Source organism: Marivivens aquimaris, assembly GCF_015220045.1.
Taxonomy (GTDB): domain Bacteria; phylum Pseudomonadota; class Alphaproteobacteria; order Rhodobacterales; family Rhodobacteraceae; genus Marivivens; species Marivivens aquimaris.
The window spans coordinates 204,466-227,401 of the sequence record NZ_JADBGB010000001.1 but is presented as its reverse complement, the minus strand read 5'-3'; the positions used below and the strand labels follow the sequence as shown (position 1 = coordinate 227,401).

21 protein-coding genes are annotated in these 22,936 nt (G+C 61.3%); 10 read left to right on the top strand and 11 right to left on the bottom strand.

Features of this window, described 5'->3' with window-relative positions; all coding sequences use genetic code 11:
• Positions 1-31: 31 nt before the first annotated feature.
• Positions 32-1,042, top strand: a complete 1,011-nt coding sequence (locus IF204_RS01085; protein ID WP_194093990.1) for an ArsJ-associated glyceraldehyde-3-phosphate dehydrogenase — start codon at positions 32-34, stop codon at positions 1,040-1,042.
• Positions 1,042-2,289 carry an organoarsenical effux MFS transporter ArsJ gene (arsJ, locus tag IF204_RS01080; RefSeq protein WP_194093989.1) on the top strand — a complete coding sequence of 416 codons (1,248 nt, stop codon included), beginning with the start codon at positions 1,042-1,044 and terminating at the stop codon, positions 2,287-2,289. Before IF204_RS01085 ends, arsJ begins: the two co-directional genes overlap by 1 nt.
• 278 nt (positions 2,290-2,567) lie before the next feature.
• Here arsJ and IF204_RS01075 read toward each other — a convergent pair whose 3' ends face one another.
• The 5 genes from IF204_RS01075 to IF204_RS01055 are packed head-to-tail and all read right to left on the bottom strand — an operon-like array spanning position 2,568 to position 6,533.
• Entirely contained in the window at positions 2,568-3,050 is a 483-nt protein-coding gene (locus IF204_RS01075) for a GAF domain-containing protein (protein WP_194093987.1), read from the bottom strand.
• Positions 3,047-3,802 (bottom strand): ABC transporter ATP-binding protein, encoded by a 756-nt coding sequence (locus IF204_RS01070; RefSeq protein WP_194093985.1) that lies wholly within the window; start codon positions 3,800-3,802, stop codon positions 3,047-3,049. The genes IF204_RS01075 and IF204_RS01070 overlap by 4 nt, the downstream gene beginning before the upstream one ends.
• On the bottom strand, positions 3,799-4,629 hold the full coding sequence (locus IF204_RS01065; protein WP_194093983.1) for an ABC transporter ATP-binding protein: 831 nt from the start codon (positions 4,627-4,629) through the stop codon (positions 3,799-3,801). Before IF204_RS01065 ends, IF204_RS01070 begins: the two co-directional genes overlap by 4 nt.
• Positions 4,626-5,528, bottom strand: a complete 903-nt coding sequence (locus tag IF204_RS01060) for an ABC transporter permease (protein WP_194093981.1) — start codon at positions 5,526-5,528, stop codon at positions 4,626-4,628. The genes IF204_RS01065 and IF204_RS01060 overlap by 4 nt, the downstream gene beginning before the upstream one ends.
• A gap of 12 nt (positions 5,529-5,540) precedes the next feature.
• The gene (locus tag IF204_RS01055; protein ID WP_194098105.1) at positions 5,541-6,533 is read right to left on the bottom strand and encodes an ABC transporter permease; all 993 of its coding nucleotides are present in this window, start codon (positions 6,531-6,533) and stop codon (positions 5,541-5,543) included.
• 235 nt (positions 6,534-6,768) lie between these two features.
• On the opposite strand from IF204_RS01055, the gene IF204_RS01050 reads away from it, so the two are divergent.
• The 4 genes from IF204_RS01050 (at position 6,769) to IF204_RS01035 (ending at position 11,458) form a co-directional block, all read left to right on the top strand.
• On the top strand, positions 6,769-7,353 hold the full coding sequence (locus IF204_RS01050; RefSeq protein WP_194093979.1) for a helix-turn-helix domain-containing protein: 585 nt from the start codon (positions 6,769-6,771) through the stop codon (positions 7,351-7,353).
• A 65-nt stretch (positions 7,354-7,418) separates the two neighbouring features.
• Positions 7,419-9,008 (top strand): ABC transporter substrate-binding protein, encoded by a 1,590-nt coding sequence (locus IF204_RS01045; protein ID WP_194093977.1) that lies wholly within the window; start codon positions 7,419-7,421, stop codon positions 9,006-9,008.
• Between the two features lie 50 nt (positions 9,009-9,058).
• Positions 9,059-10,162 (top strand): M24 family metallopeptidase, encoded by a 1,104-nt coding sequence (locus tag IF204_RS01040; RefSeq protein WP_194093976.1) that lies wholly within the window; start codon positions 9,059-9,061, stop codon positions 10,160-10,162.
• Positions 10,163-10,279: 117 nt separating this feature from the next.
• Positions 10,280-11,458, top strand: coding sequence for a GAK system CofD-like protein (locus IF204_RS01035; RefSeq protein WP_194093974.1), 1,179 nt, complete (start codon positions 10,280-10,282; stop codon positions 11,456-11,458).
• On the opposite strand, the gene IF204_RS01030 is transcribed toward IF204_RS01035, so the two are convergent.
• Together IF204_RS01030 and IF204_RS01025 are read right to left on the bottom strand one after the other, a co-directional pair.
• On the bottom strand, positions 11,455-12,519 hold the full coding sequence (locus IF204_RS01030) for an ornithine cyclodeaminase (RefSeq protein ID WP_194093972.1): 1,065 nt from the start codon (positions 12,517-12,519) through the stop codon (positions 11,455-11,457). The two genes, IF204_RS01035 and IF204_RS01030, sit on opposite strands and share 4 nt — an antisense overlap.
• Before the next feature lie 106 nt (positions 12,520-12,625).
• A complete protein-coding gene (locus tag IF204_RS01025; RefSeq protein WP_194093970.1) occupies positions 12,626-13,579 on the bottom strand; it encodes a LysR family transcriptional regulator in 954 nt (317 codons plus the stop codon).
• A gap of 57 nt (positions 13,580-13,636) precedes the next feature.
• On the opposite strand from IF204_RS01025, the gene IF204_RS01020 reads away from it, so the two are divergent.
• Positions 13,637-14,785 carry an amidohydrolase gene (locus IF204_RS01020; protein WP_194093969.1) on the top strand — a complete coding sequence of 383 codons (1,149 nt, stop codon included), beginning with the start codon at positions 13,637-13,639 and terminating at the stop codon, positions 14,783-14,785.
• Here the strand turns inward: IF204_RS01020 and IF204_RS01015 are convergent.
• From IF204_RS01015 to IF204_RS01005, 3 genes are read right to left on the bottom strand one after another with little or no spacing between them, the layout of a single operon-like run.
• Complete coding sequence (locus IF204_RS01015) at positions 14,782-15,687, bottom strand: FAD:protein FMN transferase (protein ID WP_228068997.1); 906 nt, start codon at positions 15,685-15,687, stop codon at positions 14,782-14,784. The two genes, IF204_RS01020 and IF204_RS01015, sit on opposite strands and share 4 nt — an antisense overlap.
• A complete protein-coding gene (locus IF204_RS01010) occupies positions 15,668-17,860 on the bottom strand; it encodes a PepSY domain-containing protein (protein WP_194093967.1) in 2,193 nt (730 codons plus the stop codon). Before IF204_RS01010 ends, IF204_RS01015 begins: the two co-directional genes overlap by 20 nt.
• A 12-nt stretch (positions 17,861-17,872) precedes the next feature.
• Positions 17,873-18,340, bottom strand: a complete 468-nt coding sequence (locus IF204_RS01005) for a DUF2271 domain-containing protein (protein WP_194093965.1) — start codon at positions 18,338-18,340, stop codon at positions 17,873-17,875.
• A 153-nt stretch (positions 18,341-18,493) separates the two neighbouring features.
• On the opposite strand from IF204_RS01005, the gene IF204_RS01000 reads away from it, so the two are divergent.
• A complete protein-coding gene (locus tag IF204_RS01000) occupies positions 18,494-19,153 on the top strand; it encodes a response regulator (protein ID WP_194093963.1) in 660 nt (219 codons plus the stop codon).
• Positions 19,150-20,484 carry an ATP-binding protein gene (locus tag IF204_RS00995; protein ID WP_194093961.1) on the top strand — a complete coding sequence of 445 codons (1,335 nt, stop codon included), beginning with the start codon at positions 19,150-19,152 and terminating at the stop codon, positions 20,482-20,484. Before IF204_RS01000 ends, IF204_RS00995 begins: the two co-directional genes overlap by 4 nt.
• Here IF204_RS00995 and IF204_RS00990 read toward each other — a convergent pair.
• The gene (locus tag IF204_RS00990; RefSeq protein ID WP_194093959.1) at positions 20,481-21,971 is read right to left on the bottom strand and encodes a xylulokinase; all 1,491 of its coding nucleotides are present in this window, start codon (positions 21,969-21,971) and stop codon (positions 20,481-20,483) included. The genes IF204_RS00995 and IF204_RS00990 overlap by 4 nt on opposite strands.
• A 338-nt stretch (positions 21,972-22,309) precedes the next feature.
• On the opposite strand from IF204_RS00990, the gene IF204_RS00985 reads away from it, so the two are divergent.
• Entirely contained in the window at positions 22,310-22,930 is a 621-nt protein-coding gene (locus tag IF204_RS00985) for a glucose-6-phosphate isomerase family protein (RefSeq protein ID WP_194093958.1), read from the top strand.
• Positions 22,931-22,936 lie beyond the last annotated feature (6 nt).

Here is a 22,936-nt window from a genome sequence, read left to right as displayed (position 1 = left end):
ATCCCGCGCGTACCCATCAAAGGAGACGGATATGACTCGCATCGCCCTCAACGGTCTTGGACGCATCGGCAAACTCGCGCTTCGCGATCTGATCGACAACGGCTGCGGCGGCGAGCTTGTCCTGATCAACGACCCCGTCGGCACGCCTGAACAGCACGCGCTGCTGATGGAGTTTGACAGCGTCCACGGTCGCTGGAATGCCGATGTGTCGTTCGATGACGACAGCCTGACGATGAACGGTCAAAAAGTCCGCGTCACCGCCGAGAAGAAAATCGAGGACCTGCCACTCGCCGAAATGGGCATCGACATGGTGATCGACTGCACCGGCGTCTTCAAAACCGAAGCCAAGATCGCCCCCTATTTTGCGGCTGGCATCAAAAAGGTGGTCGTCTCCGCTCCGGTCAAGGACGGCGGCGCGCTGAACATCGTATATGGCATCAACCACGGCGACTACGACGCGGCGGCGCATAACCTCGTGACCGCTGCGAGCTGCACTACCAACTGCCTCGCCCCTGTCGTAAAGGTCGTGCACGAAAACTTCGGCATCAAGCACGGCTCGATCACCACGATCCACGACGTGACCAACACGCAGACCATCGTCGACCGACCCGCCAAGGACATGCGCCGCGCGCGGTCGGCCCTGATGAACCTGATCCCGACCACGACGGGCTCCGCCACCGCCATCACGCTGATCTATCCCGAACTCAAAGGCCGCCTGAATGGTCACGCCGTACGCGTCCCGCTGCTGAACGCTTCGATCACCGACTGCGTGTTCGAGCTGGAGCGTGAAACCACTGCCGAAGAGGTCAACGCCATGTTCAAGGCCGCCTCCGAAGGCGAACTGAACGGCATCCTCGGCTATGAAACCCGCCCGCTGGTGTCCTGCGACTACGTCAACGACAAGCGCTCGTCCATCATCGACGCGCCGTCGACCATGGTCATCAACGGCACCCAGCTGAAGGTCTACGCGTGGTACGATAACGAGTGGGGCTATGCGTGCCGCCTCGCCGATATCGCCCGCATGGTCGGCGGAAGCATCTGATGCAGAACGGTCTGCGGGCCTACGCCGCCGTCACGGCTGCCTATTGGGCGTTCATGCTGTCCGACGGCGCGCTGCGGATGCTGGTTCTGCTGCGGTTCAATGAACTTGGCTTCACGCCGATCCAGCTCGCATACCTGTTCCTGCTCTATGAAATCGCGGGCATCGTGACCAACCTTGCCGCTGGCTGGATTGCCGCGCGGTTCGGTCTCGCGTCGACGCTCTATGCGGGTCTATCGATCCAGATCGCGGCGCTGATCGCGCTGGCGGGCCTTGATCCGTCGTGGAGCATCGCGCTTTCGGTCGTCTATGTGATGGTCGTCCAAGGCGCGAGCGGGGTGGCCAAGGATCTGTCCAAGATGTCCTCCAAGTCCGCCGTCAAACTGCTGGCCCCATCCGGCGACGATGGCCTGTTCAAGTGGGTCGCGTGGCTCACCGGATCGAAGAACGCGATCAAGGGGCTCGGCTTCTTCCTCGGCGCTGCGATCCTCGGCATCTGGGGGTTCACGGCATCAGTCATCACGATGGCGGTCGTGCTCGGCGTCATCCTAATCGCGATCATCGCCTTTCTGCCGCCAGGTCTGCCGCAGGGCAAAAAGGGCACAAAGTTCTCTGCCGTCATGTCCAAGGACAGCCGCGTGAACCAGCTGTCCCTCGCCCGTGTCTTCCTGTTCGGCGCGCGAGACGTGTGGTTCGTGGTCGGCGTTCCGATCTATTTCAAAACCATCCTGTCGGACGGCACGCCGGACGGAAACCGCATGGCGTTCTTCCTCGTCGGCGGGTTTATGGCAGCGTGGATCATCGGCTACGGGTTCGTGCAAGGCCTCGCCCCGCAAATCCTAAAAGCCAAGGGCCGCCCGCAAAGCGAGATCACCCAGAAAGCGATGCACTGGGTCGGCTACCTGACCCCGCTGCCGTTCGTTCTGGCCCTCGCCGCGATGGTTCTGCCGCCTGAAATTCTGACGCCGACGCTGGTCATCGGCCTGCTGCTGTTCGGCTTCATCTTCGCGATCAACTCCTCCGTCCACTCCTACCTGATCCTCGCTTTCGCGGATGCGGAACGGGTCACGCTGGACGTCGGATTCTACTACATGGCCAACGCGGCGGGCCGTTTGCTCGGCACTTTGCTGTCAGGTCTGAGCTATCAAGCAGGCGGTTTGCCGCTCTGCCTCGCCACGGCAGGAGCCCTTGCGTTGCTAAGCTGGCTGTCCGCTCGCCGTCTGGCAGCAAATCCCGCGCTGGCGGCATGACAGCGTTGAAGTCACGGGCCTAGCTCGCTGACGTGCGCGTCAGTATACCAAACGCATAAGGCCGATAGCCGAACGAGAAAAACGAGCTTCGCTGCTGCACAGTTTTGCGCCCGTGCAGGATGCGCCGTTTCTCGGAACGCTAACCTCCTCCCTCGGCCTTGACGCTCTCGTATTGCATTCCCGAGACGGATAGCCGCGGCCTTTTGTGCCGCGGCTTTTTGCATAAAAAAAGCCCCGCCGAAGCGGGGCCAGGGAGAGATCCCGGGAAGAGTGGGATGTCAAAAGTTGGAAGCGATCGAAACCGCCGCGGTCGCAGGGAGGGTCAGATGCTCCTCAATCGCTGCGACACGTTCCGGAGTGTAGTAGCCGGCCTCGTGGAGCATATTCACGGTCGCGACCATCTTGCCGCCGATGACGACCGGCAGATTGACGACCGACCCGCAGCCAAGCTGACCGATCAGTTCCCAATCGCCAAAAACCTTGGAGATGTCGTCCAGCGTATTGGCGACAAAGCTTTCACGGCGGCCATGCACCACATCGAACCAGCTGTTCAGCTCGACCGGCTTTGTACCCGAAGTCGGATAGTTCGCCGGATCATCGGTAAAGACACGGCGCGCGAGCATGGCATCCATATCGGCAGTCATCACAGTGAACAGCTTGGCCCCGACCAGTTCCTTGCCCAGCGTGCAGAGCGCCTCGTACACGGCGTCTTCGGTCTGCGCGTTCGACAGCGCCTGCGTGAATGTCTCGGTCGGCGTCATACTGTTTCCTTCAAATCGGGACTGCCGCCAGACGCGGCGTAAAGTGATTGGCTGTAGCGATCGGCGAAGCTGCCATCGTGGAGCGCGGTCGAGGGCGCGATTTCCACAATCCGCCCCTTGTTCATGATCGCCATGCGTTCACACATGAAACCGACGACGGGCAGGTTGTGCGTGACCATGAGGTAGGTCAGCCCCTGCTCTGCCCTCAGTCGTTTCAGCAGGTTCAGGATTTCTGCCTGCACAGATACGTCGAGCGCCGAGGTCGGCTCGTCCAACAGCATCACGCGCGGCTCAAGGATCAGCGCGCGAGCAATCGCGACGCGCTGACGCTGGCCGCCAGATAGCTGGTGCGGAAAGCGGAACCGGAACCGCTGGTCGAGGCCGACGGCGTTCAAGATATCTCTCACGCGGGTATCGCGGTTGCCGATGCCGTGGATTTTCAGCGGCTCGGTCAGGACACTGTCCACGGTTTTGCGCGGATGCAGCGAGCCATAGGGATCTTGGAACACCATCTGGCAGCGGCTGGCAAAACGGTAGTCCACGCCGTGCCCGCGCGACTGGCCGAGCACGTCGATCTCTCCGGTCCACTCGGGCGCGAGGCCCGCGATCGCCTTGAGGATCGTCGATTTGCCAGAGCCGCTTTCGCCCACCAGCGCAAAACTCTCGCCCTCGGCCACGTCAAAGGTCGCGCCGTGCACGATTTTCGTGTCGCCATAGGAAATATCGACGTTGCGGAGTGAGATGGCCGTCATGTGCCGCTCCATTGGCTACGATCTAGAACCGGCAGTTCGTCGCGGGTTTCTTCCATGCGCGGCACGGCTGCGAGAAGCCCTTGCGTATACGGATGCTGCGCCTTGTGCAGATCGGCGGCAGCGCAGGTTTCGACCACGCGGCCCGCGTTCATCACCATGATCCGGTCGCAATACCGCGCAACAAGGTTGAGGTCGTGAGAGATCAGGATCAGCCCCATGCCTTTTTCCCGCACCAACTCGTCAATCAGGTCAAGCACCTGCGCCTGCACGGACACATCAAGCGCCGAGGTCGGCTCGTCAGCAATCAGCAGATCGGGCTGCGGAATGAGCATCATAGCGATCATCACCCGCTGCCCCATGCCACCCGAAACCTCATGCGGATAGAGTTTGATGACGCGTTCGGGATCGTTGATCCGCACGGCCTCCAGCATCTCCAGCACGCGGGCACGCACAGCGCGGCGAGGGAGTTTTTCGTGGACACGCAGCGCCTCGGCGATCTGGGCACCGATGGTCATCACGGGGTTCAGCGAGAACTTCGGATCCTGCATCACCATCGAAATCCGCGCACCGCGAAGCTGCCGCATCTGCCGTTCGCTGCGGTTTTGCAGGTCAATGCCGTCGAACTCCATCCTGTCGGCGATCTGGTGGCCGGGCGAGCGGATCAGACGCAGGATCGCGCGGCCCGTCATGGATTTGCCCGACCCGCTTTCGCCCACGATGCCCAGCCGCTCGCGACCAAGGTCGAACGACAGCCCTTTGACGACCTCGACAGGGCCGGAGGGCGTGGGGAAACTCACGCGTAGGTTTTCAACGCTCAGAAGGGTCATGATTTGCCTCCCTGTTTGGGGTCCAGCACATCGCGCAGACCGTCACCGAGGAAGCAGAAGCCCAACGAGACAAGGATAATCGCAAAGCCCGGCATCGTCGCGACCCACCATTGGTCGAGAATGAACGTCCGCCCCCGCGAAATCATCGCGCCCCATTCAGGCAGCGGCGGCTGCGCACCGAGGCCAAGGAAACCGAGGCCCGCAGCGGTCAGAATGATCCCCGCCATGTCGAGCGTGACCCGCACGATCATCGACGAGGTACAGAGTGGCAGCACATGGCCAGTGATGATCCGCGCGTGCGACGCGCCAAGGAGACGCATGGCCGAAATGAATTCGGAATTGCGGAACGTCATCGTCTCCGCCCGCGCGATACGGGCGTAAGCGGGCCAAGCGGTGATCGCGATGGCGATGATGGCGTTTTCGATCCCCGGCCCAAGCGCGGCGACGAAGGCCAGCGCGAGGATCAGCTTGGGCATCGACAGGAACACGTCCGTTACGCCCATCAGGATGCGGTCGGTCCAGCCGCCGAAATAGCCCGCAATGGCTCCGATCAGCAGCCCCATCGGGGCGGAGATCACAGCGACCAGTGCCACGATCATCAGCGTGATCCGCGCGCCGTAAACCACGCGGGAAAAGATATCGCGGCCCAGTTCGTCCGTGCCCATCCAGTGCTCCAACGAGGGCGGAAGCAAACGTTCGCCAAGGTTCTGGCCGATGGGGCTATAGGGCGCGATCCACGGTGCGAAGGCCGCCGCAAAGATCAGCACCAGCAGGATCACCATCCCGACGACGGCCAGCGGGTTACGCAGCAGGGCGTGCATCATCCGGTAACCGCGGCCAAGGTTGGCTTGCAGTTTGGAACTTGGCGAGTCGGCGAGGAGCCATTGTCTGGTCGTCATAATCGCCTTCCCTTACCGGCTACGCGGGTCGAGAACGCGGTAGAGCACGTCCGACAGCTTATTGATGAGAATGAACACAGCGCCAATCACCAGCGTCGCGCCGAGCACCGCATTCATGTCGGCGTTCAGCAGCGCAACCGTCAGGTAGTTACCGATGCCAGGCCAGCTGAACACGGTCTCGATCATCACCGAGCCTTCGAGCAGCGCCGCGTAAGACAGGCCGATCACGGTAATCAGCGGCACGCGGATCGGGCGGAACGCATGCCCCCAGATCACTCTCCATTCCGGCACGCCTTTGACGCGGGCGGTAGTCACATACTCCTGCCCCAGTTGGTCGAGCATAAAGCTGCGGGTCATCCGCGCGATATAAGCCAGCGAAAAGAACCCGAGGATCGCGGCGGGCAGGACAAGATGGTCGAGGGCGTTCCAGAACACGTCCCAATCGCCGGCAAGTGCGGCATCCACCAGCATCAAACCCGTACGAGCGGGAACGAGGCCCTCATAGAAAATGTCCACCCGCCCCGGTCCGGAGACCCAGCCGAGACCGGCATAAAACACCGCGAGCCCCACAAGACCGAGCCAGAACGCAGGCACCGAATAGCCCAGCAGCGCGAAGACGCGGATGATCTGGTCGACCCACGAGCCCTGACGCGCAGCCGCGTATACGCCCAGCGGAACACCAAGGCCGACGCCAATGATGATGCCGAGCGTTGCCATCTCCAATGTAGCGGGGAACACCCGCGCCAGATCGGAGGCCACTTCGCGGTTGGTCGAAATCGAGCGTCCCAGATCGCCTTGGAAAACATCGCTCACGTAGCTGAAGAACTGCATGATCAGTGGTCGGTCGAGGCCCAACGCGATCTTGGCCGCGTCGTACTGTTCCTGCGTGGCGCGGTCGCCCACGACGGAGAGCACGGGGTCGATCGGCACCACACGTCCGATGAAGAACGTGATCGCCAAGAGGCCGATAAACGTCAGCAAAGTCACAACGACGAATCCGCCGATGGAACCTGCGCTTCGTTGAAGCCTTTTGGAAACTGGGGCGTCTGCTGGCACGGATCATCCTTCGTTTTTCGGGGTGCTGACAAATCAGCGCTCGCCCTCATGATGCACAAAAAAATTTTTGTATCAGTAAAAAAATTTTGCCAGATCAATTTTTTTTTGCAACCCTTGGGTTGTTCCCGCTGTCCGCAAGGTGACTCGTTTCACCCGAAAACGGCCAATTCGAGTATGAGGTCCGATGTCAAAGCTCCGCAAAAACGAACCGCAACTCGGCTTCGCGATCAGGTCGCGGCGCAAGCAGCTTGGCCTTACTTTGCAGGCGCTTGGTGAAAAAGCAGGCGTTTCTGTGGGCTATCTCAGTCAGGTCGAGCGCGATAATGCGACTCCCTCTCTGGGCACCTTGGCGCAGATCGCGAGCGCGCTGGACACCGGCCTCGAATATTTCATCACTTCATCGAAACCGTCCGATGGTTTGACCCGCGCTGACCGCCGTGATCGGTTCTCCGTCGCCGGATCGCCCGTCACCTACGAGACCATCGCCGCCGAATATCCCGGCGCTGCGATGTCGAGCTACATCCTCAATATCCCCGCGCATTACACCTCCGAAACCGTCAGTCATGAGGGCGAAGAGGTCCTGTTCATCCTCGAAGGCCGGATCGAGCAGACGCTAGACGGTGAAGTCATCGCGATGACGAGCGGCGATAGCCTGCATTTCAACGGCAGCACTCCGCACCGCTGGAAGAACCCCACCGACACCCCTGCCCGCGTCCTGTGGACCGGCACGCTCAGCGTGCTGCACCCCAAGGGCATCGAGCTAACCTGAAATTACAAAACCAAGAGGCGCCAAACCGCCCGCATTCGTTAAACCGTTCCAACAAGGAGACCGACGTGAAGCAATTCCGTTCCATTCTACTGGCATCAACGCTGATCCTGCCCCTCGCGGCACCGGCAGCGTTTGCCGAAACCCCTGACGACGTTTTGGTCGTCGCTCAGAACATCGACGACATCGTCGCCATCGACCCCGCTCAGGCCTATGAGTTCACCTCGGGCGAGCTGGTCACCAATCTCTATGACCGCCTTGTGCAGTACGATGCAGAGGACACGACGACCCTCGCCGCCGGCCTTGCATCCGACTGGACTGCCGATGACGAAGCGAAGACCATCACCTTCACCCTTCGTGACGGCGCGACCTTCGCGTCGGGCAATGAGGTCACCGCAGAAGACGTCGTCTATTCCTTCGGCCGCGTCATCAAACTGAACCTGACGCCCGCCTTCATCCTCGCCCAGCTTGGCTGGACCGCGGACAACGTGGACGACATGGTGACTGCTGACGGCAACACCGTGACCGTCAAATACGAAGGCGATTTCTCGTCGAACTTCGTACTGAACGTCCTCGCCTCGCGCCCCGCATCCATCGTCGACAGCAAGCTCGTCATGGAGCACGAAGTTGACGGCGATATGGGCAACGCGTGGCTGAACGAGAACGCTGCAGGCTCCGGCCCGTTCAAGCTCGACAGCTATTCGCCCGCCCAGATGGTCCGCATGAGCGCCAATGAGAGCTACTTCAACGGCGCGCCGGAAATCGGTTCGGTCATCATCCGTCACGTTGCCGAGGCCGCGACCCAGCAGCTTCTGCTCGAACAGGGCGACATCGACCTTGCGCGCAACCTGACGCCCGACCAGATCGCATCGCTCGACAGCGAAGAGATCAAGGTCGAGACCTTCCCGCAGGCCGCCGTCCACTTCCTGTCGTTCAACCAGAAAACCGAGAGCCTGACCGATCCGGCTGTCTGGGAAGCCGCGCGCTATCTGGTTGACTACACTGGCATGACCGACACTATCATCAACGGTCAGATGGAAGTGCACCAAGCGTTCTGGCCCAAGGGCTTCCCCGGTTCGTACGACGAAACGCCGTTCAGCTACGATCCTGAAAAGGCAAAGGAAATTCTCGACGAGGCCGGTATCGAAACCCCGATCACCGTTTCGCTCGACGTGATCAACGCGGCGCCGTTCACCGATATGGCGCAGTCGCTTCAGGCAAGCTTTGCCGATGCGGGCATCAACTTCGAAATCCTGCCCGGCACCGGTGCACAGGTCATTACGAAGTACCGCGAGCGTACTCACCAAGCCATGCTGCTGTACTGGGGCCCCGACTTCATGGACCCGCACTCGAACGCCAAGGCGTTTGCATATAACTCCGACAACTCGGACGACGCATATGCAGCGACCACCACATGGCGCAACGCTTGGGCCGTGCCGGACGAGATGAACGAAGATACGATGGCCGCGCTGGCCGAAGCTGATGCCGACACCCGTCTCGAGATGTATCAGGACCTTCAGCAGAAGGTTCAGGAAAGCTCGCCCATCGTCATCATGTTCCAAGCCGCGTATCAGGTCGCCATGGCCGATAACGTCGAAGGTTATGTGAACGGTGCGACGTCGGACTTCGTTTACTACCGCCTCGTAGACAAGCAATAACAGACACGGGGCCGCTTCATTGGCGGCCCCCACCCCATTCCGGAGCCATCATGACCGCGTTCCCGCAAACCGCCGCCCGCCTTACCGCCCTGCGCGACCGCATGGCCGCCACCAACACCGATCTGGTCGTCCTCGGCCCGTCGAGCCATATGGCTTGGCTGTCGGGCGTCCACCCGCATGGCGACGAACGCCCTGTCCTGCTCGTCGTCAGTCAGGATTACGCGGGTTTTTTGATGCCCAACCTCAACGCCAACGCGGCGTCGAAGGACACCGATCTTCCGCTGCACAAATGGACCGACGATGCCGGCCCCGAAGCCGCGCTGAGCGAGCTGCTGGAAAAATCCGGCGCGACCCGTTCGGGTGTTTCCGTTGTGCTTGACGAGACCATGCGCGCCGACTTTGCGCTGCGCGTGATCGACGCCCTCGACCAACCCGTCCGCCGTTTTACCGAGGACACCGTCGGTGCCCTCCGCGCGATGAAGGACGAGGCCGAATTCGCGCTAGTCAAAGCCGCGCACAAGCTGAACGATGAAGCCGTCACCAAGGCCTTCGACAGCCTGCGCGAGGGCATCACCGAGCGCGAAATCCAAGCGATCATCAACGACCACTACAAAGCAAACGGCGCGTCGCTGGAGTTCTGTTCAATCTGCTTTGGCGAAAACGGCGCGTTCCCGCACCATTATTCGAGCGACAAGAAGCTGGAGCCGAACACCGCTGTCCTGATCGACACCGGCTGCCGTCTGGGCGGTTATCCGTCCGACATGACCCGCTGCGGTTTCTTCGGCGAGCCAAGCGAGGAATACACCAAGGTATTCGACATTGTTGACTGCGCTGTTCAGGCCGCCCTCGCCGCCGCGAAACCGGGTGCCCTGTCGCGTGACGTCGACAAGGCTGCTCGTGATGTCATCACCGAGGCTGGCTACGGCGACAAGTTCCTGCACCGCACCGGCCACGGCCTCGGCATCGACATTCACGAGCCGCCCTATATCACCGCAACCTCCGACGTCGAACTGGCCAAGGGCAACGTGTTCTCCATCGAACCCGGCGTCTATCTGGCAGGCGAATTCGGCATCCGCCTCGAAGAGATCGTCATCCTTCGCGAAGACGGCGCAGAGATCTTTTCGGACATGCCGCGCACTATGATCCGCAAGTAAAAGATTGGTGCCGGCCCTGTCGGCACCGATCACCCCAAGAAATTTGAACCTTCACGGGCCGCGCTACGTTTGCCAAAGTAAGCAGAACGAACCGCGCAAGCGCAATGAAGGGCCCATATGGTCAAGGTTACCGTCGAAAAACAGCTGGCGCTGCCCGACACCTTGCGTGTCTCTCGTGCGCTCAGTGTTCCGCACCTTGGCCCGCGCATCCTGTTTTTCAGTGGCGGCAGTGCACTCAACGACATTTCGCGCACGCTGAAGAAATACACCTTCAACTCGGTCCACCTGATCACGCCCTTCGATAGCGGCGGCAGCTCTCAGGTGCTGCGCGAGGCGTTTGACATGCCCGCGATCGGAGACCTGCGCAGCCGCCTGATGGCGCTGGCGGATGAAACGGTGCTTGGTCAGCCAGACGTCTATGCGCTGTTTTCCAAACGCCTGCCGAAGGATGGTGAAAACGACGCGCTGGCCGCAGAGGTCGCGCAGATGGTGGATGGCTCGCATCCGCTGGTGAAGGCAATCTCGCAGCCGATGCGCAGCCTGATCAGAAACTCGCTGGCCGCTTTCTCGGCCCACGTCAGCGGCGATTTCGACTACCGCAACGCCAGCATCGGCAACCTGATCATCGCGGGCGGCTACCTCAGCAATCACCGCGAGCTGGAGCCCGTCTTGTTTCTCATGTCCAAGATGGTTGACGTGCAAGGCACCGTCCGCGCAATTGTCGACCGCAATCTGGACCTTGGCGTTGAACTGGTGGATGGGACGAAAGTCTTCAGCCAGCGCAATATCAGCGGCAAAGAGGCTCCGCCTCTCGCGCAGAAAATCAGCCGTCTGTTCGTGTGCGAGGGAGACCGCGAGTTGGTGCCCGCTGATTTCCCGCTGCCCAAGCGCAACAGCAACCTGATCGAAGAAGCCGACGTCATCTGCTACCCGCCGGGGAGCCTCTACAGCAGCGTCATCGCCAACCTTCTGCCCGCAGGCGTTGGCCAAGCCGTTGCCGCCCGTCATGTGCCGAAAATCTACATCCCGAGCATGGGCCACGACCCCGAAGCGCAGGGCTATTCGCTGGTCGAGCAGGTCGAGGCGATCCTCGCCCCGCTGATGGCCGATGAACCCGAGGCCAAGCCCAGCGCGTTTATCACCCACGTTCTCTGCGGGCCGGACGCAAACAAAAACGACTGCGAAACTCTCCGCAGCCGTTTCGGTATCCAGTGCATCAGCCTCGATGCGGCGGGCATAGAACCCGACCGCTATGATCCGAAGGCTATTTGCGAAATGCTGGTGTCGTTCGGTTAGGCGTTCGCGCGCTGGAGCATTCCAAACAGATCGCGCGGATCGTCAGGGTCCGCGAGCAGGTCCAGCTTTTCCGCAAACCCGCCATCGGTCGCCTTGGCGTGGACGTAGCGCAGAGCGGAGAAATCTTCGATCGCGAAACCGACGCTATCGAACAGCGTGATCTGCTGCGCATCGGTGCGCCCCTGCGCCTGTCCCAGCATCACCTGCCAAAGCTCGGTCACGGGGTAGTCCTCGTCCAGCTGCTGGATTTCGCCCTCGATACGGGTCTGCTCGGGATATTCGACAAAGATCGACGAACGCAGCAGGATGTCCTTGTGCAGCTCCGTCTTACCGGGGCAATCGCCGCCGATGGCGTTAATGTGCACACCCGGCCCGACCATGTTATCGGTCAGGATCGTCGCGTATTGTTTGTCAGCGGTGCAGGTGGTGATGATCTCGGCACCCTCGACAGCTTCCTCAGCGCTTTTGCATGCGGTCACGTTGAAGCCCTGAGCGGTCAGGTTGCGCACTGCCTTATCGGTCGCGCCAGCGTCGATGTCATAGAGACGCAGCGTTTCGATGCCGAGTAGTGCGCGGAACGCCATCGCCTGGAATTCGCACTGCGCACCATTGCCGATCATCGCCATCGTCTGCGAGCCTTCGGGCGCGAGGTATTTCGCCACCAGCGCAGAGGTCGCTGCCGTCCGCAGCGCGGTCAGCACGGTCATCTCGGTCAGTAGGATCGGATAGCCGTTAGCTACCGACGACAGAACGCCGAACGCGGTAACGGTCTGGTAACCCTCTTTCGTGTTCTTCGGATGTCCGTTTACATATTTGAAGCCGTAGTTGTCGCTGTCGGCGGTCGGCATCAGCTCGATCACACCTTCGCGCGAATGCGAGGCGACGCGCGGCGTCTTGTCAAATTCGGGCCAGCGCTTGAAGTCGTCTTCAATGTAGCCCGCGAGCTCAGTCAGAAAGGTCTCCACACCGATAGCGTGGACCATCTTCATCATGTTCTCGACGGACAGGAACGGCACATAGGCCAGCGAGGACGGAGCGGGAGCAAACTGTGTATCGGTCATGGGAATAATCTGGGCTTGGGAGGAGAGCATTCAACAACCCTGCCGCAGATTATCCCGCCGAAACATTAGAGGTTTACAGCCGTCACATCGAAATTTCCGATGCAATCTATTCCGCGAGCTCCGTCACCGCGCCCATGTCCGTCAACGGCCCTGCCACCAGTCTCTGCTCTCTCACCCGATTAAGGAATGACCGAAGCATGAGGTTCAGCTCCGCGTCTTTGCGGTGGGCAAGGTAGATGGGCGAATAGTATTGCAACTCCGCCCCCGTCCGCAGCTTCACAAACCCGTCCGACGCCTGCACAACATGTTCGGGCATGAACCCCACGTAACGCCCCGATTTGATGAGGATCGCGTGGCTCTCCATCTGGTCGACGGTCGCCGCAACGGCCAATTGGCGACCACCGCGCCCCGATTGCTTGCGAATGTAAGGCAACCGCTGAAGCTCGTTGGGCGTTGCGACGAGGCCATGTTTGCGCAGGTCGTCGAAGGTCACCTCTGCCAACTGTGCCAGCGGGTGATGCTGGCTGGCGTAGAGCGAATGGCGCTCCTGATAAAGCGGGATGTACCCGAGGCTCGCGTTCTTTTGGCTGAACGGCCCGATGACGACATCACGCCGCCCCTCGACCAAAGCGGCCTCCATTGTTGCGGGGGCGACGAGTGTCAGGTCCACCACCGTCTCCCGCGCGGCATTGGAGAATTTTTCAATCACTTCATGCAATGGCCAAGCGGTGTTGCTGAGCATGGCATCCATCACGCCGATCCGCAGAATACCTCGCATCTCGCCCGAGATATCCGCAACCGCGTTTTGGAAACGCTCTGTCGCAGCGATCAGATCGTCCAGCGCATCCAGTAGTTTCTCACCCTCGGGCGTCAAAGCAAACCCACCCCGACCACGCCGGCAAAGCGTGAAGCCGAGACGCGCTTCCAACTCGACCAATTGCGTCGAGAGCGTGGACTGCGAGGTATTCAACGCGACTTGCGCCGCCGAAACCCCGCCCGCCTCCACAATCGCTTTGAACGTGCGGAGCAGCTTGAGGTCGATGTCTTGAATACGCTTCATTGATTGTCTTCTAGCCCACAAACGGGTTTGTTGGCGACATTCAATCGGAAGCCGCACATGACCCTATTGCCCGACCAGATTTCCTACCTCACCGACCTGCGGCAGGCGCTGCATCGTCAGCCTGAAATATCGGGCGAGGAAGAGAAAACCGCCGCGAGCATCTTGGAGGAACTGGAAAAGCTGGGGCCTGACCGCATCTGGACAGACCTTGGTGGGCACGGCGTCGCGGCCGAGTTTGCGGGGGCAGCGGACGGCCCGACCGTGCTGCTCCGCTGCGAACTGGACGGTCTGCCGATCCGCGAGATTTCGGAAGTGCTTTACAAGTCCGAGGTCGAAGGCAAAGGTCACCTCTGCGGTCACGACGGCCACATGGTGTCGATGCTCGGTGTTGCGATGCATCTTGGCCAGCGTCCCGCAACGGGCCGCGTCATTCTGCTGTTCCAACCCGCCGAGGAAACCGGCGCGGGCGCGCAAGCCGTGATCGACGATCCGCGCTGGCCCGAGATCAAGCCCGACTACGCCTTCGCCTACCACAACGTTCCGGCCCGTCCACTGGGAGAAATCGGCGTGCGCGCCGGATCAGGAAATTGCGCATCTCGGGGGATGCAGATCCTGCTCGAAGGCAAAAGCTCCCATGCCGCCGCGCCAGAGGACGGGCTGTCCCCCGGTCCCGCAATGGCGGCATTGATGAACGCTCTCCCCGCGCTGAGCCACGGCGTGATCGGCGACACGGATTTCGCGCTGAGCACGTTGACGCACGCCAATTTAGGCGAGCCGACATTCGGCATCGCCCCCGCCGATGGCGAGCTGCGCGTGACGCTCCGCTGCATGACCAACGAGCGGATGGAGAAGCTGATTGCGGACGCGTTGGCGCTCGTTGATCAGCACTGCACAGGACTTCGAACCGAGGTCCATTGGCACGACATTTTCCGCGCAGTCGTCAATGACGAGGAAGCCACAGCGATTGCGGCAGAGGTCGCTCACGAACGCGGCCACGTCCTGAACGAAATGCAGCTTCCGATGCGGTGGTCCGAAGATTTCGGCCGCTTCGGTGACGACGGCGCAAAGGCCGCGATGCTTTACATCGGTTCCGGCGAGAACTGCCCGCAGCTCCACAATGCCGACTACGATTTCCCCGATGCTTTGCTGCCTACCGTGATCGACGTGTTCTGCGGGATTGTCGACCGTATCCTCGGGACCAATTAGCTTGCGAGCGCTTCGCGCTCGAGGAACATCGCCTGAATGCCGTAGCGCCGCGCGACAGCGGTGCCCGCTTCGCGGCCCAGCACCATGAGCGCCGTCGCCCAAGCATCGGCAGTCATACAATCCGGCGCGAGGACCGTGACGGACGCCGGCGAGTTTACGAGTGGCGCTTGCAAACGCGGGTTCATCGTGTGGGACAGGCGTTGGTCACCGACGGTCAGCCAGTGGCGATAGTCGCCGGAGGTGGCGATGGCGCAGTCCGAGAGCTCCATCATCGAATGGACCGCACGCAGACCGTAGTCTGGCCGCTCGATCGCGATGGGCCAAAACGAACCATCGGGACGCGTGCCGACCGTCCGCAGATCACCGTCGATACCAGCCGTGAGGGCAGTGATGCCATGCTCTGCGGCAACCTCGACAAGGCGATCGGTGCCAAAGCCCTTGGCGATCCCGTTCAGGTCAAACGACACATCCGCCAGCCGGCGCGCTTGGCTATCGCGGAGCTCTAGCGGGTTTGCTCTGCCACTGCTCTTCGACAGCAATGCGGTAATCTTTGTGGTATCGGCATCTTCGGGACCAAAGCCCCAAGCCCGAACCGCGTCGCCGACCGAGATGTCGAAGGCGCCATCTGACATGCGGGTAACTTCTGCCGCCGCGCACAGGACGCGCATCATCTCCGGACCGATATCGACCCATTCACCAACCGGCGCGCGGTTCAGGCGGCACAGATCACTTTCGGGTTTCCACAGCGACATCTGCGCATCGACGCGGTCCACCGCCGCTTGCATCGCGGCCTTAATCGCTTCGACATCGGTGTCCGCATTTGCCCAAAATTGCGCGTGCCAGCGGGTGCCCATCGTCTCGCCGTTCAGATCGACACGATTGTCAGAAAACGTCGACAGCATAACGACCCTCCTTTTCGAGCTGGTTCACGGACATGCCGAGCGGGGCGATGATTTCTTCGAGCGCCGCACGCACGCCGTCGCCCATGTCGCGGCCGCCGCAGATCATGAAGTGCGCGCCTTGCTGGACGAGTTTCCGCAGCTTGGCGGCCTCCTCCATCAGCGCTTGCTGCACATAGCGAGGCGTTTCGGAGCGGGAGAGCGCGATGGTCAACTCGGACAGACGTCCGTCGCCCTGCCATTCCTCGAATTCGGCCTCATAGGGCAACCCGCCGGAACGGCTGCGCATCCCGAAAAACAGATGCGCGGGGCGCTTGCGGCGGTTGCCACGGACAACCCCCGCGAGCGATCCGATGCCTGCGCCTGCGCCGATCAAAACGAGGGACGATGCGTCCTTCGGCGCGTGGAAGTGCGCGTTCGGGGTGACGTAAGCGAGCAGCTTATCGCCCCGCTCCATGCTGCAAAGCTGGGCGGAGGCCAGACCGCCGGGCACCTTGCGGACACAAATCTCGACAAAGCCATCCTTGGTACCGGACGCCAGCGAATAGGACCGAGGGCTGTCGCTGCCATCGGGGATGATGTTGAGCAAATCGCCCGCTTGAAACTTCGCGAAGTTGCGGCCCAGCAGACGGTCCATCAGGCTGACTTTGGGCATCGCGAACCGCAGCACTGCCGTTGGTGCCTGCGCGCCCTCGCCGTAGATCGATTTGCTGACAAGCGTCAGCTCGGCCATTTCGGGACGTTCGAGTGCGGTGGCCACATCGCCGAGGTCGATGCCCGACGCCGCTGCGTAAGCAAAGCCCCAGTTGGAGAACTCACCAGTGGACTGGCGGTCGATTTTGCCCGTTTCGATCAGCAGCGACCACCCTTTGGCCTGCGCTTCGCGAGCGACCTCGTCGGCGAAACCGCAGAACTCTGGGTACGAGCTATCGCCGAAGCCAAGGACACTGAGCGGCACTTTCAGCGCTTCCGCTGCCGCCAGTTTCGCGATGAAATCCTTCGCGCTTTCAGGTGCATCGCCGTCACCATATGTCGCGGCGAAAACCACGATCGACTTGGCGGCGTGATAGGTCGTGGGCGCGAAATCGTTCATCGGAGCGAGGCGCGCGGTCAGTCCGGCGTTCTGCACACTCCGCGCAAATGCGTTGGCGAAGCGCCAAGTTGAGCCGCCTTCGGAACCGACCAGCACGATCACGTCAGCCGATGCGGCCGCAGCGTTCGCAACTTTGATAGTCTTGCCGCGCCCCGCAAGCCAGACCAGCAAACCGGAACCCGAAAGCACCGGCACAGCCAACGACATCAGGCCAAGGATCAGGCCGAGCAGCGACGCGCCCTGCCCCGTGTGTAGCAGGTGCACAACGTCCATCACCTGCGACCAGCCGGAGCGGTCAGCCCACGTCAGCATCTCGCCCGTGGCCGGATCGACAAAACCTGCACCCGCGTCGGTTTCGACCTCGTAAGCTTGTCCCAACAGACCCTCGACCGGCAGGGTGATCGAGCGCAGTTCCGCACCGTCGATAGACGTCAGCGCGGCGAGTTCATTCGCAGGCAGTGCGGCTTCGACACTGACGGTCGGCATATCGGCAAGCGGGCTCGGGTCGGGCACGACGCCCAGCGTGGCGAGCCCCATCCAGACGCCCGTGAGCGATGAAATGATCAGACCAACGGCGGCGATACGGGCGACCTTGAGGTGCAGCCCGCCTGCCCCGTTGCCGTGATCGCGCGACAGCAGCTTGCGCCACCCACCGAGACGGCGCGCAGCCAGCGCAAGACCGGAAATCGTCAGCGCGACCATCGCCACGGACGCGATCAGAACCGCCAGCTGCCCCGTATCCGACAGGAACAGATTGCGGTGGAGGTTTTCGAACCACAGCTCAAGACCGCTGGTCGTGACAGGCCCAAGGCTCGCGCCTGTGGCCGCGTCCACAACGATCTGCTGCAGGCCATCGGCTCCGAAGGCCGTCGCCGTGACGACGCCATTGTCATTGACGTTGATCTGCTGGACGCCCGGCAACGTGTCTTGCACCGCGACGATCAGGCTTCCAGCATCAAGCCGGTCGGCAGTCCTGTCTGCCGTGATCAGCGGAAAAATCGACAGGATAAAACCCGTCAGCGATACGATCACGAGCAGAATGGCAGCAACCACACCTGCCCATCGGTGCAAGACACGGAACATGGCGGCGCTCCCTTACATATCGAAGGTGAACGAAGCGATCAGACCGCGGCCCGAGGTCGCCTGGCCGGCACTGGCATCTTCGAGCGGCACGACGATCTCGGCCGGCAGATCGGCCATATGCTCGACCGAGCTATCGACACGGATCTGGTAGCCCGCGTTGATCAGGGCGTCCTCGACATCCACGGTGACTTCGAGCGAGCGGCCCGAGCCGACCGATGCACCCGACAGACCAGCGATTTCCGACGACGAACCACCCGTGGCCGAGTACCAGTTGCGCAGGTGGTCCCACCAACGCGATTTGCCCGACGCGACCCAGAGGTGGCGCACATAGTTGCCGTCGGCGTCGGTGACGTAATACGCAAGGTACGCATCCTCGCCGCCGTAGTTGGCCATCGTGGTATCGAGCGTAATCTCGGTCGCATTAGCGGCGAAGGGCGACAGGGCGGTCGTTGCGGCAAGAGCAGGGAAGAGAAGTTTCATAGCAAGGTCTCCGGAGGATTGAGATTCCGTTTGTGATGACCTCTTCTTGCGCGCGAACCTGAAGCATAGCTGAAGCCGTGCATTTTCTTTCTTCAGGTTGCCTTCAGGTTCATAAGCGATTGTAATCCCACACAATGGATTGAGGACCGGACCATGCGCATTCTGCTCGTCGAAGATGACGCCATTCTTGGCGCGGCGGTGGCCGACCAGATCCGCTCCGATGGGCATAGCGTCGACCATGTAACGCGGCTTGACGATGCGGGCACTGCACTGAAATCCAGTCCGTTCGATCTGATGTTGCTCGATCTCATGCTACCCGACGGGCGCGGCGTGCCTTTCCTCAAAGACATCCGCGCCAAGGGCGATGTGACCCCTGTCATCATCCTCACGGCGCTCGATCAGGTGTCCGACCGCATTGCCGGACTGACCGCAGGCGCTGACGATTATCTTGCCAAGCCCTTCGACCTTGATGAGCTGTCGGCCCGCATCGGCTCGGTCTCGCGGCGTTATGCGGGCAACCCCAATCCGCTGATTTCGCTTGGAGATATCGAGGTCGACATCGCGGCGAAGCAGATCACCAAAGCGGGCAAACCGGTGGTCCTGACCTCTCGTGAATGGGCGATTTTCGAGGTTCTTCTCCAGCGTCCCAACCAGATCGTCACCAAAACGCAGTTGGAAGAAGCGCTTTACAGCTTCGACGACAGTATCGGTTCGAACACGATCGAAGTGCACGTCAGCCACCTTCGCAAAAAGCTCGGTAAAGAGATCATCGTGACCTCTCGCGGCCTCGGCTACCGATTGGGCCAGCCATGACCCTCGGCGGACGTTTGAATTCCCTCCGCATCCGGATTGCGTTGTTCGTCGGGCTAATGGTCACGGTGTTCTGGCTGATCGCTGCGGCGCTCACCGTTTCGCACCTGTTTGCCGAAGTCAGCGAGAATTTCGACCGCGACCTGCGCGCCAATGCCGAGCGCATCCTGCCAATCGTCCTGCAAAAGCACCGCGATGATGTCTACAGACCGCCTCGCGATGAGCACGAAGAGGAAGAACACGGCGGTCGCCGTGATGACGACGATGTGGAGTTCGTGGTGACCTCCGAACGCCACGGCCTGCTGATGCAGTCGCGTGAGGCGTCGGCGATCACCTTTCCCACCGAGCCGGGTTACCACTCCGATGACAAATACCGCTACTTTGTAGATGTCGTCCAGCGCGGTGATGTGACGATTGCCGTCGCCCGCCCGCTCGACGCGCGCGAGCAGTTGGCCTTGGCTGTTATGGGCGCACTGTCGATGCCGCTGCTGATTGTTATCCCGCTGACTTTGCTTGGCATTTTCATCCTCGTCGGTCGCGGACTCCGCCCGATCAAAACGCTTGAGGACGAGATGGGCAAGCGCGGCCCGAGTAACCTCTCTCCGATCAGCGCGACCGACATGCCGCGCGAGCTGGTGCCCGTTGTAGATAGTGGCAACCGTCTTCTGGAGCGCGTGGCCGAAGGGTTCGAGGCCGAGCGGAGCTTTGCCTCCAACGCTGCCCACGAAATGCGCACGCCGCTCGCCGGAGCCATCGCGCAAGCCCAACGCCTGAAGGCGCAAAGCAGCGACCCGATCGCGGTGGAACGCGCAGGAGAAATCGAAGCATCCCTCAAACGCCTCAGCCGCTACGGCGAAAAATTGATGCAGCTCGCCCGTGCCGAAGGTGCCCGTTTGCGGCAGGAGGAGCAGACCGATCTGCGCCCCGTCGTCCGCATCGTGCTGGAGGATTTCATCCGCAGCCAACGCAACGACCACTTCGAAATGCAGCTGCCTGATGACCCCGTGATGAGCGACCTCGACCCAGATGCGCTCGGGATCGTGCTGCGCAATTTGGTGGAAAACGCGCTGACCCACGGTGAGGCAGGCAAACCGGTGCAGATCGAACTGACGGCCGACTGCGTGCTGACGGTGTCGAACGACGGTGAAACCATCCCCGCAGCGACGCTCGAACGCCTCGGTCAACGTTTCATGCGCGGTGATGGAGCGGGCGACGGCACGGGCCTCGGCCTGTCGATCATCCACATCATCGCAGAGCGCAGCAACGCCACATTCGAACTGCTCTCCCCCCGCCCCGATGGGGCGAGCGGCACGGTGGGTTGGTTCAGTTTCTAGGCTTCGAGCGCTTCTAGATCGTCGTAGAACGCTTTCGCGCCGTCATAGAGGCGCGAGTAGACGGGCATCATGCGGTCGTATTTTTCGACCCATTCCGGATCGGGCAGGATTTCTTCGGTGAAGCGAACCATTTGCTTGGCCGCTGCGTTCACGCTGGAGGTCACGCCCGTTGCGCTGGACATCAGCATGGCCGCGCCAACGACGCCGCATTCGAGTTCCTCGGGCACGAGGTAGGGCACGTTGTACATGCTCGCCTTGATCCGCAGCCAGAGCGCATTCTTCGCCCCGCCACTCGCCGCAACGATCCGGTCGGGACGCCCGTTGCTACCCTGAAGGCGGTCGAGCGTCTGGCGGACCGAGAACGCGACGCCTTCAAGAACGGCGCGGTGCAATTCGGGCAGTCCGTGCGCGGCGCTCAGGCCGAAAAACTGCGCGCGGCTCTTGGGCTGGAACCTCTCACCCGACAGATACGGCAGGAAGAACAGCGACTTGGAACCGACAGCGGCCTTCTCGGCATCCTCCGTCACTTCGGCATAGCTGCGCTGGTTTTCGTGAAACGCACGGCGGGCCCAGCGCACAGCGTCCCCGCCCGCGTCGAGCAACGTCATCGCGCCCCAGACGCCGTTGGCGGACAGAACGTTGGAGATCTGCGGATCGACTACGGCGCTGTCGTGCAACAGCGTGATGATGGTCGACGTGCCAGTCACGTCCGAGCCCATCCCCGCCTCGACCACTCCCGAACCGGTCAGCGCCATCGGATAATCGCCAGCACCAACGAGCACCGGAATATCCCGCGACAGACCAAGCATTTGCGCGACCTCGGGCAGCAATGTCCCAAGGATTTCCTCAGGCTGGCGCAGCGGCGGTAGCAGGCTGCGACGCACGCCGGTCAAAGCGCACATCTCGTCCGACCATTCCCGACGCTGCCAATCCATGAGATAGCTCAGCGAAGCCTCGGTCACGTCCTGCGCACGCTCACCTGTCAGACAGAAATTGATCCAATCCTTCGGCATGAGGACGGTCGCGGCGCGCGCCAGCACCTCGGGTTCGTTCTGCGCAACCCATTGCAGCTTGAACGCGGGCCAAGCGGTCGCAGGAACGTTGGCGGTGATCTCCAATCCGCCGCGCAGATCGTGGCTCTCGCCGAACGCAACCACCTGCGGTGCAGTCCTTTTGTCGTTCCAAAGCGGCGCGGCATCGCGGGTCAGTCGCCCGTCATCATCGATTAGTACCGTCCCGTGCATCTGGCCACACGCACAGATCGCCGCGACTCGGGCAGCGGCGTTGTCGACCTTTTCGAGCACCTTGCGGATCGTCTCCACCGTGCCGGCCCACCATTCGGCGGGACGCTGCTCGGACCAGCCGAACTGGGGCACGATCTGTTCGTGTTCCTTATGCGCAAAGGCGAGGATACGCCCATTCCGGTCCACAAGTGCAGACCGAAGACTGCCGGTGCCGACGTCGATTGCCAGAAACAGATCACGCATGTGCTCATCCAGACTTTGGTAGTTCCCTTGAGTCTCGTAGCGATGGCCGCCCGAGCCTCCCCCTCCGAGTTTGTTTACAGAAACTACAAAACAGTACAAGTACGCAATGTAGCTTTTCTACTGATTTCGCAGTTTGTCACTAGATTTGCGCGCACCGCCCGAATGTCGACCCGCCAAGCCATTTAGGCAATATTTATTAGCAAAATGGCAGGAACACATCGCGCAAACGCACCTCAAACACCCTCACCCGACAAATTTTTCTCAACTACCGGCTTGCCTAAATCGGTAGTTCTCGCTAACTCATTTGGTAGTTTAACTACATTTTCTGGGAGGAAGCTATGTATCAGACCCCGACCGCCCATTTGATCAATCCGAATACCGGCGAAATGTCCGGCGCTACGGGCCGATATGAAAAGCGCATCAGCGATCTCGCAGGTGTTTATGCCGATGAGGCCGCATTTGCCGCCAAGGCTTCCGAGGACCCCGATCACGTTGTCTACTATGTCCACGAAACCCGCCCCCAGCAGGCGAAGGGCGATCTGATTTTTGGCACCACTTGGATGGAGCCCGGCAAAATCGGCGACGAATACTACATGACGCGCGGCCATATTCACGCGCAGGCCAATCGACCCGAGACCTATTACGGTGAAAGCGGCGAGGGCCTGATGCTGATGGAAAGCCCCGAGGGCGAGACCCGCATTCTCGAAATCCGTGCCAAGGAACTGGTCTACGTGCCGCCGATGTGGATCCACCGCTCGGTCAACACCGGCTCCACCCCTCTGGTGATGAGCTTCTGCTACCCCAGCGACAGCGGTCAGGACTACGAGATCATCGCCCGCTCCGGCGGCATGGCGACGCGCATTATGGCGGACGGCGACGGCTGGAAGGCTGTCGACAACGCGAACTACCGCCCGCGCACCAAAGAAGAAATCGCCGCCGTGATGGCGACTGTCGACTGAGCGGAG

What these genes read in the sequence shown, in the direction of transcription:
- IF204_RS00985 (WP_194093958.1), top strand. Translation starts at nt 22,310, where the DNA reads ATGTATCAGACCCCGACCGCCCATTTGATCAATCCGAATACCGGCGAA.
- IF204_RS01005 (WP_194093965.1), bottom strand. Translation starts at nt 18,340, where the DNA reads ATGAAACTTCTCTTCCCTGCTCTTGCCGCAACGACCGCCCTGTCGCCC.
- arsJ (WP_194093989.1), top strand. Translation starts at nt 1,042, where the DNA reads ATGCAGAACGGTCTGCGGGCCTACGCCGCCGTCACGGCTGCCTATTGG.
- IF204_RS00995 (WP_194093961.1), top strand. Translation starts at nt 19,150, where the DNA reads ATGACCCTCGGCGGACGTTTGAATTCCCTCCGCATCCGGATTGCGTTG.
- IF204_RS01015 (WP_228068997.1), bottom strand. Translation starts at nt 15,687, where the DNA reads ATGCTGTCGACGTTTTCTGACAATCGTGTCGATCTGAACGGCGAGACG.
- IF204_RS01085 (WP_194093990.1), top strand. Translation starts at nt 32, where the DNA reads ATGACTCGCATCGCCCTCAACGGTCTTGGACGCATCGGCAAACTCGCG.
- IF204_RS01030 (WP_194093972.1), bottom strand. Translation starts at nt 12,519, where the DNA reads ATGACCGATACACAGTTTGCTCCCGCTCCGTCCTCGCTGGCCTATGTG.
- IF204_RS00990 (WP_194093959.1), bottom strand. Translation starts at nt 21,971, where the DNA reads ATGCGTGATCTGTTTCTGGCAATCGACGTCGGCACCGGCAGTCTTCGG.
- IF204_RS01050 (WP_194093979.1), top strand. Translation starts at nt 6,769, where the DNA reads ATGTCAAAGCTCCGCAAAAACGAACCGCAACTCGGCTTCGCGATCAGG.
- IF204_RS01025 (WP_194093970.1), bottom strand. Translation starts at nt 13,579, where the DNA reads ATGAAGCGTATTCAAGACATCGACCTCAAGCTGCTCCGCACGTTCAAA.
- IF204_RS01000 (WP_194093963.1), top strand. Translation starts at nt 18,494, where the DNA reads ATGCGCATTCTGCTCGTCGAAGATGACGCCATTCTTGGCGCGGCGGTG.
- IF204_RS01040 (WP_194093976.1), top strand. Translation starts at nt 9,059, where the DNA reads ATGACCGCGTTCCCGCAAACCGCCGCCCGCCTTACCGCCCTGCGCGAC.
- IF204_RS01075 (WP_194093987.1), bottom strand. Translation starts at nt 3,050, where the DNA reads ATGACGCCGACCGAGACATTCACGCAGGCGCTGTCGAACGCGCAGACC.
- IF204_RS01010 (WP_194093967.1), bottom strand. Translation starts at nt 17,860, where the DNA reads ATGTTCCGTGTCTTGCACCGATGGGCAGGTGTGGTTGCTGCCATTCTG.
- IF204_RS01060 (WP_194093981.1), bottom strand. Translation starts at nt 5,528, where the DNA reads ATGACGACCAGACAATGGCTCCTCGCCGACTCGCCAAGTTCCAAACTG.
- IF204_RS01020 (WP_194093969.1), top strand. Translation starts at nt 13,637, where the DNA reads ATGACCCTATTGCCCGACCAGATTTCCTACCTCACCGACCTGCGGCAG.
- IF204_RS01070 (WP_194093985.1), bottom strand. Translation starts at nt 3,802, where the DNA reads ATGACGGCCATCTCACTCCGCAACGTCGATATTTCCTATGGCGACACG.
- IF204_RS01035 (WP_194093974.1), top strand. Translation starts at nt 10,280, where the DNA reads ATGGTCAAGGTTACCGTCGAAAAACAGCTGGCGCTGCCCGACACCTTG.
- IF204_RS01065 (WP_194093983.1), bottom strand. Translation starts at nt 4,629, where the DNA reads ATGACCCTTCTGAGCGTTGAAAACCTACGCGTGAGTTTCCCCACGCCC.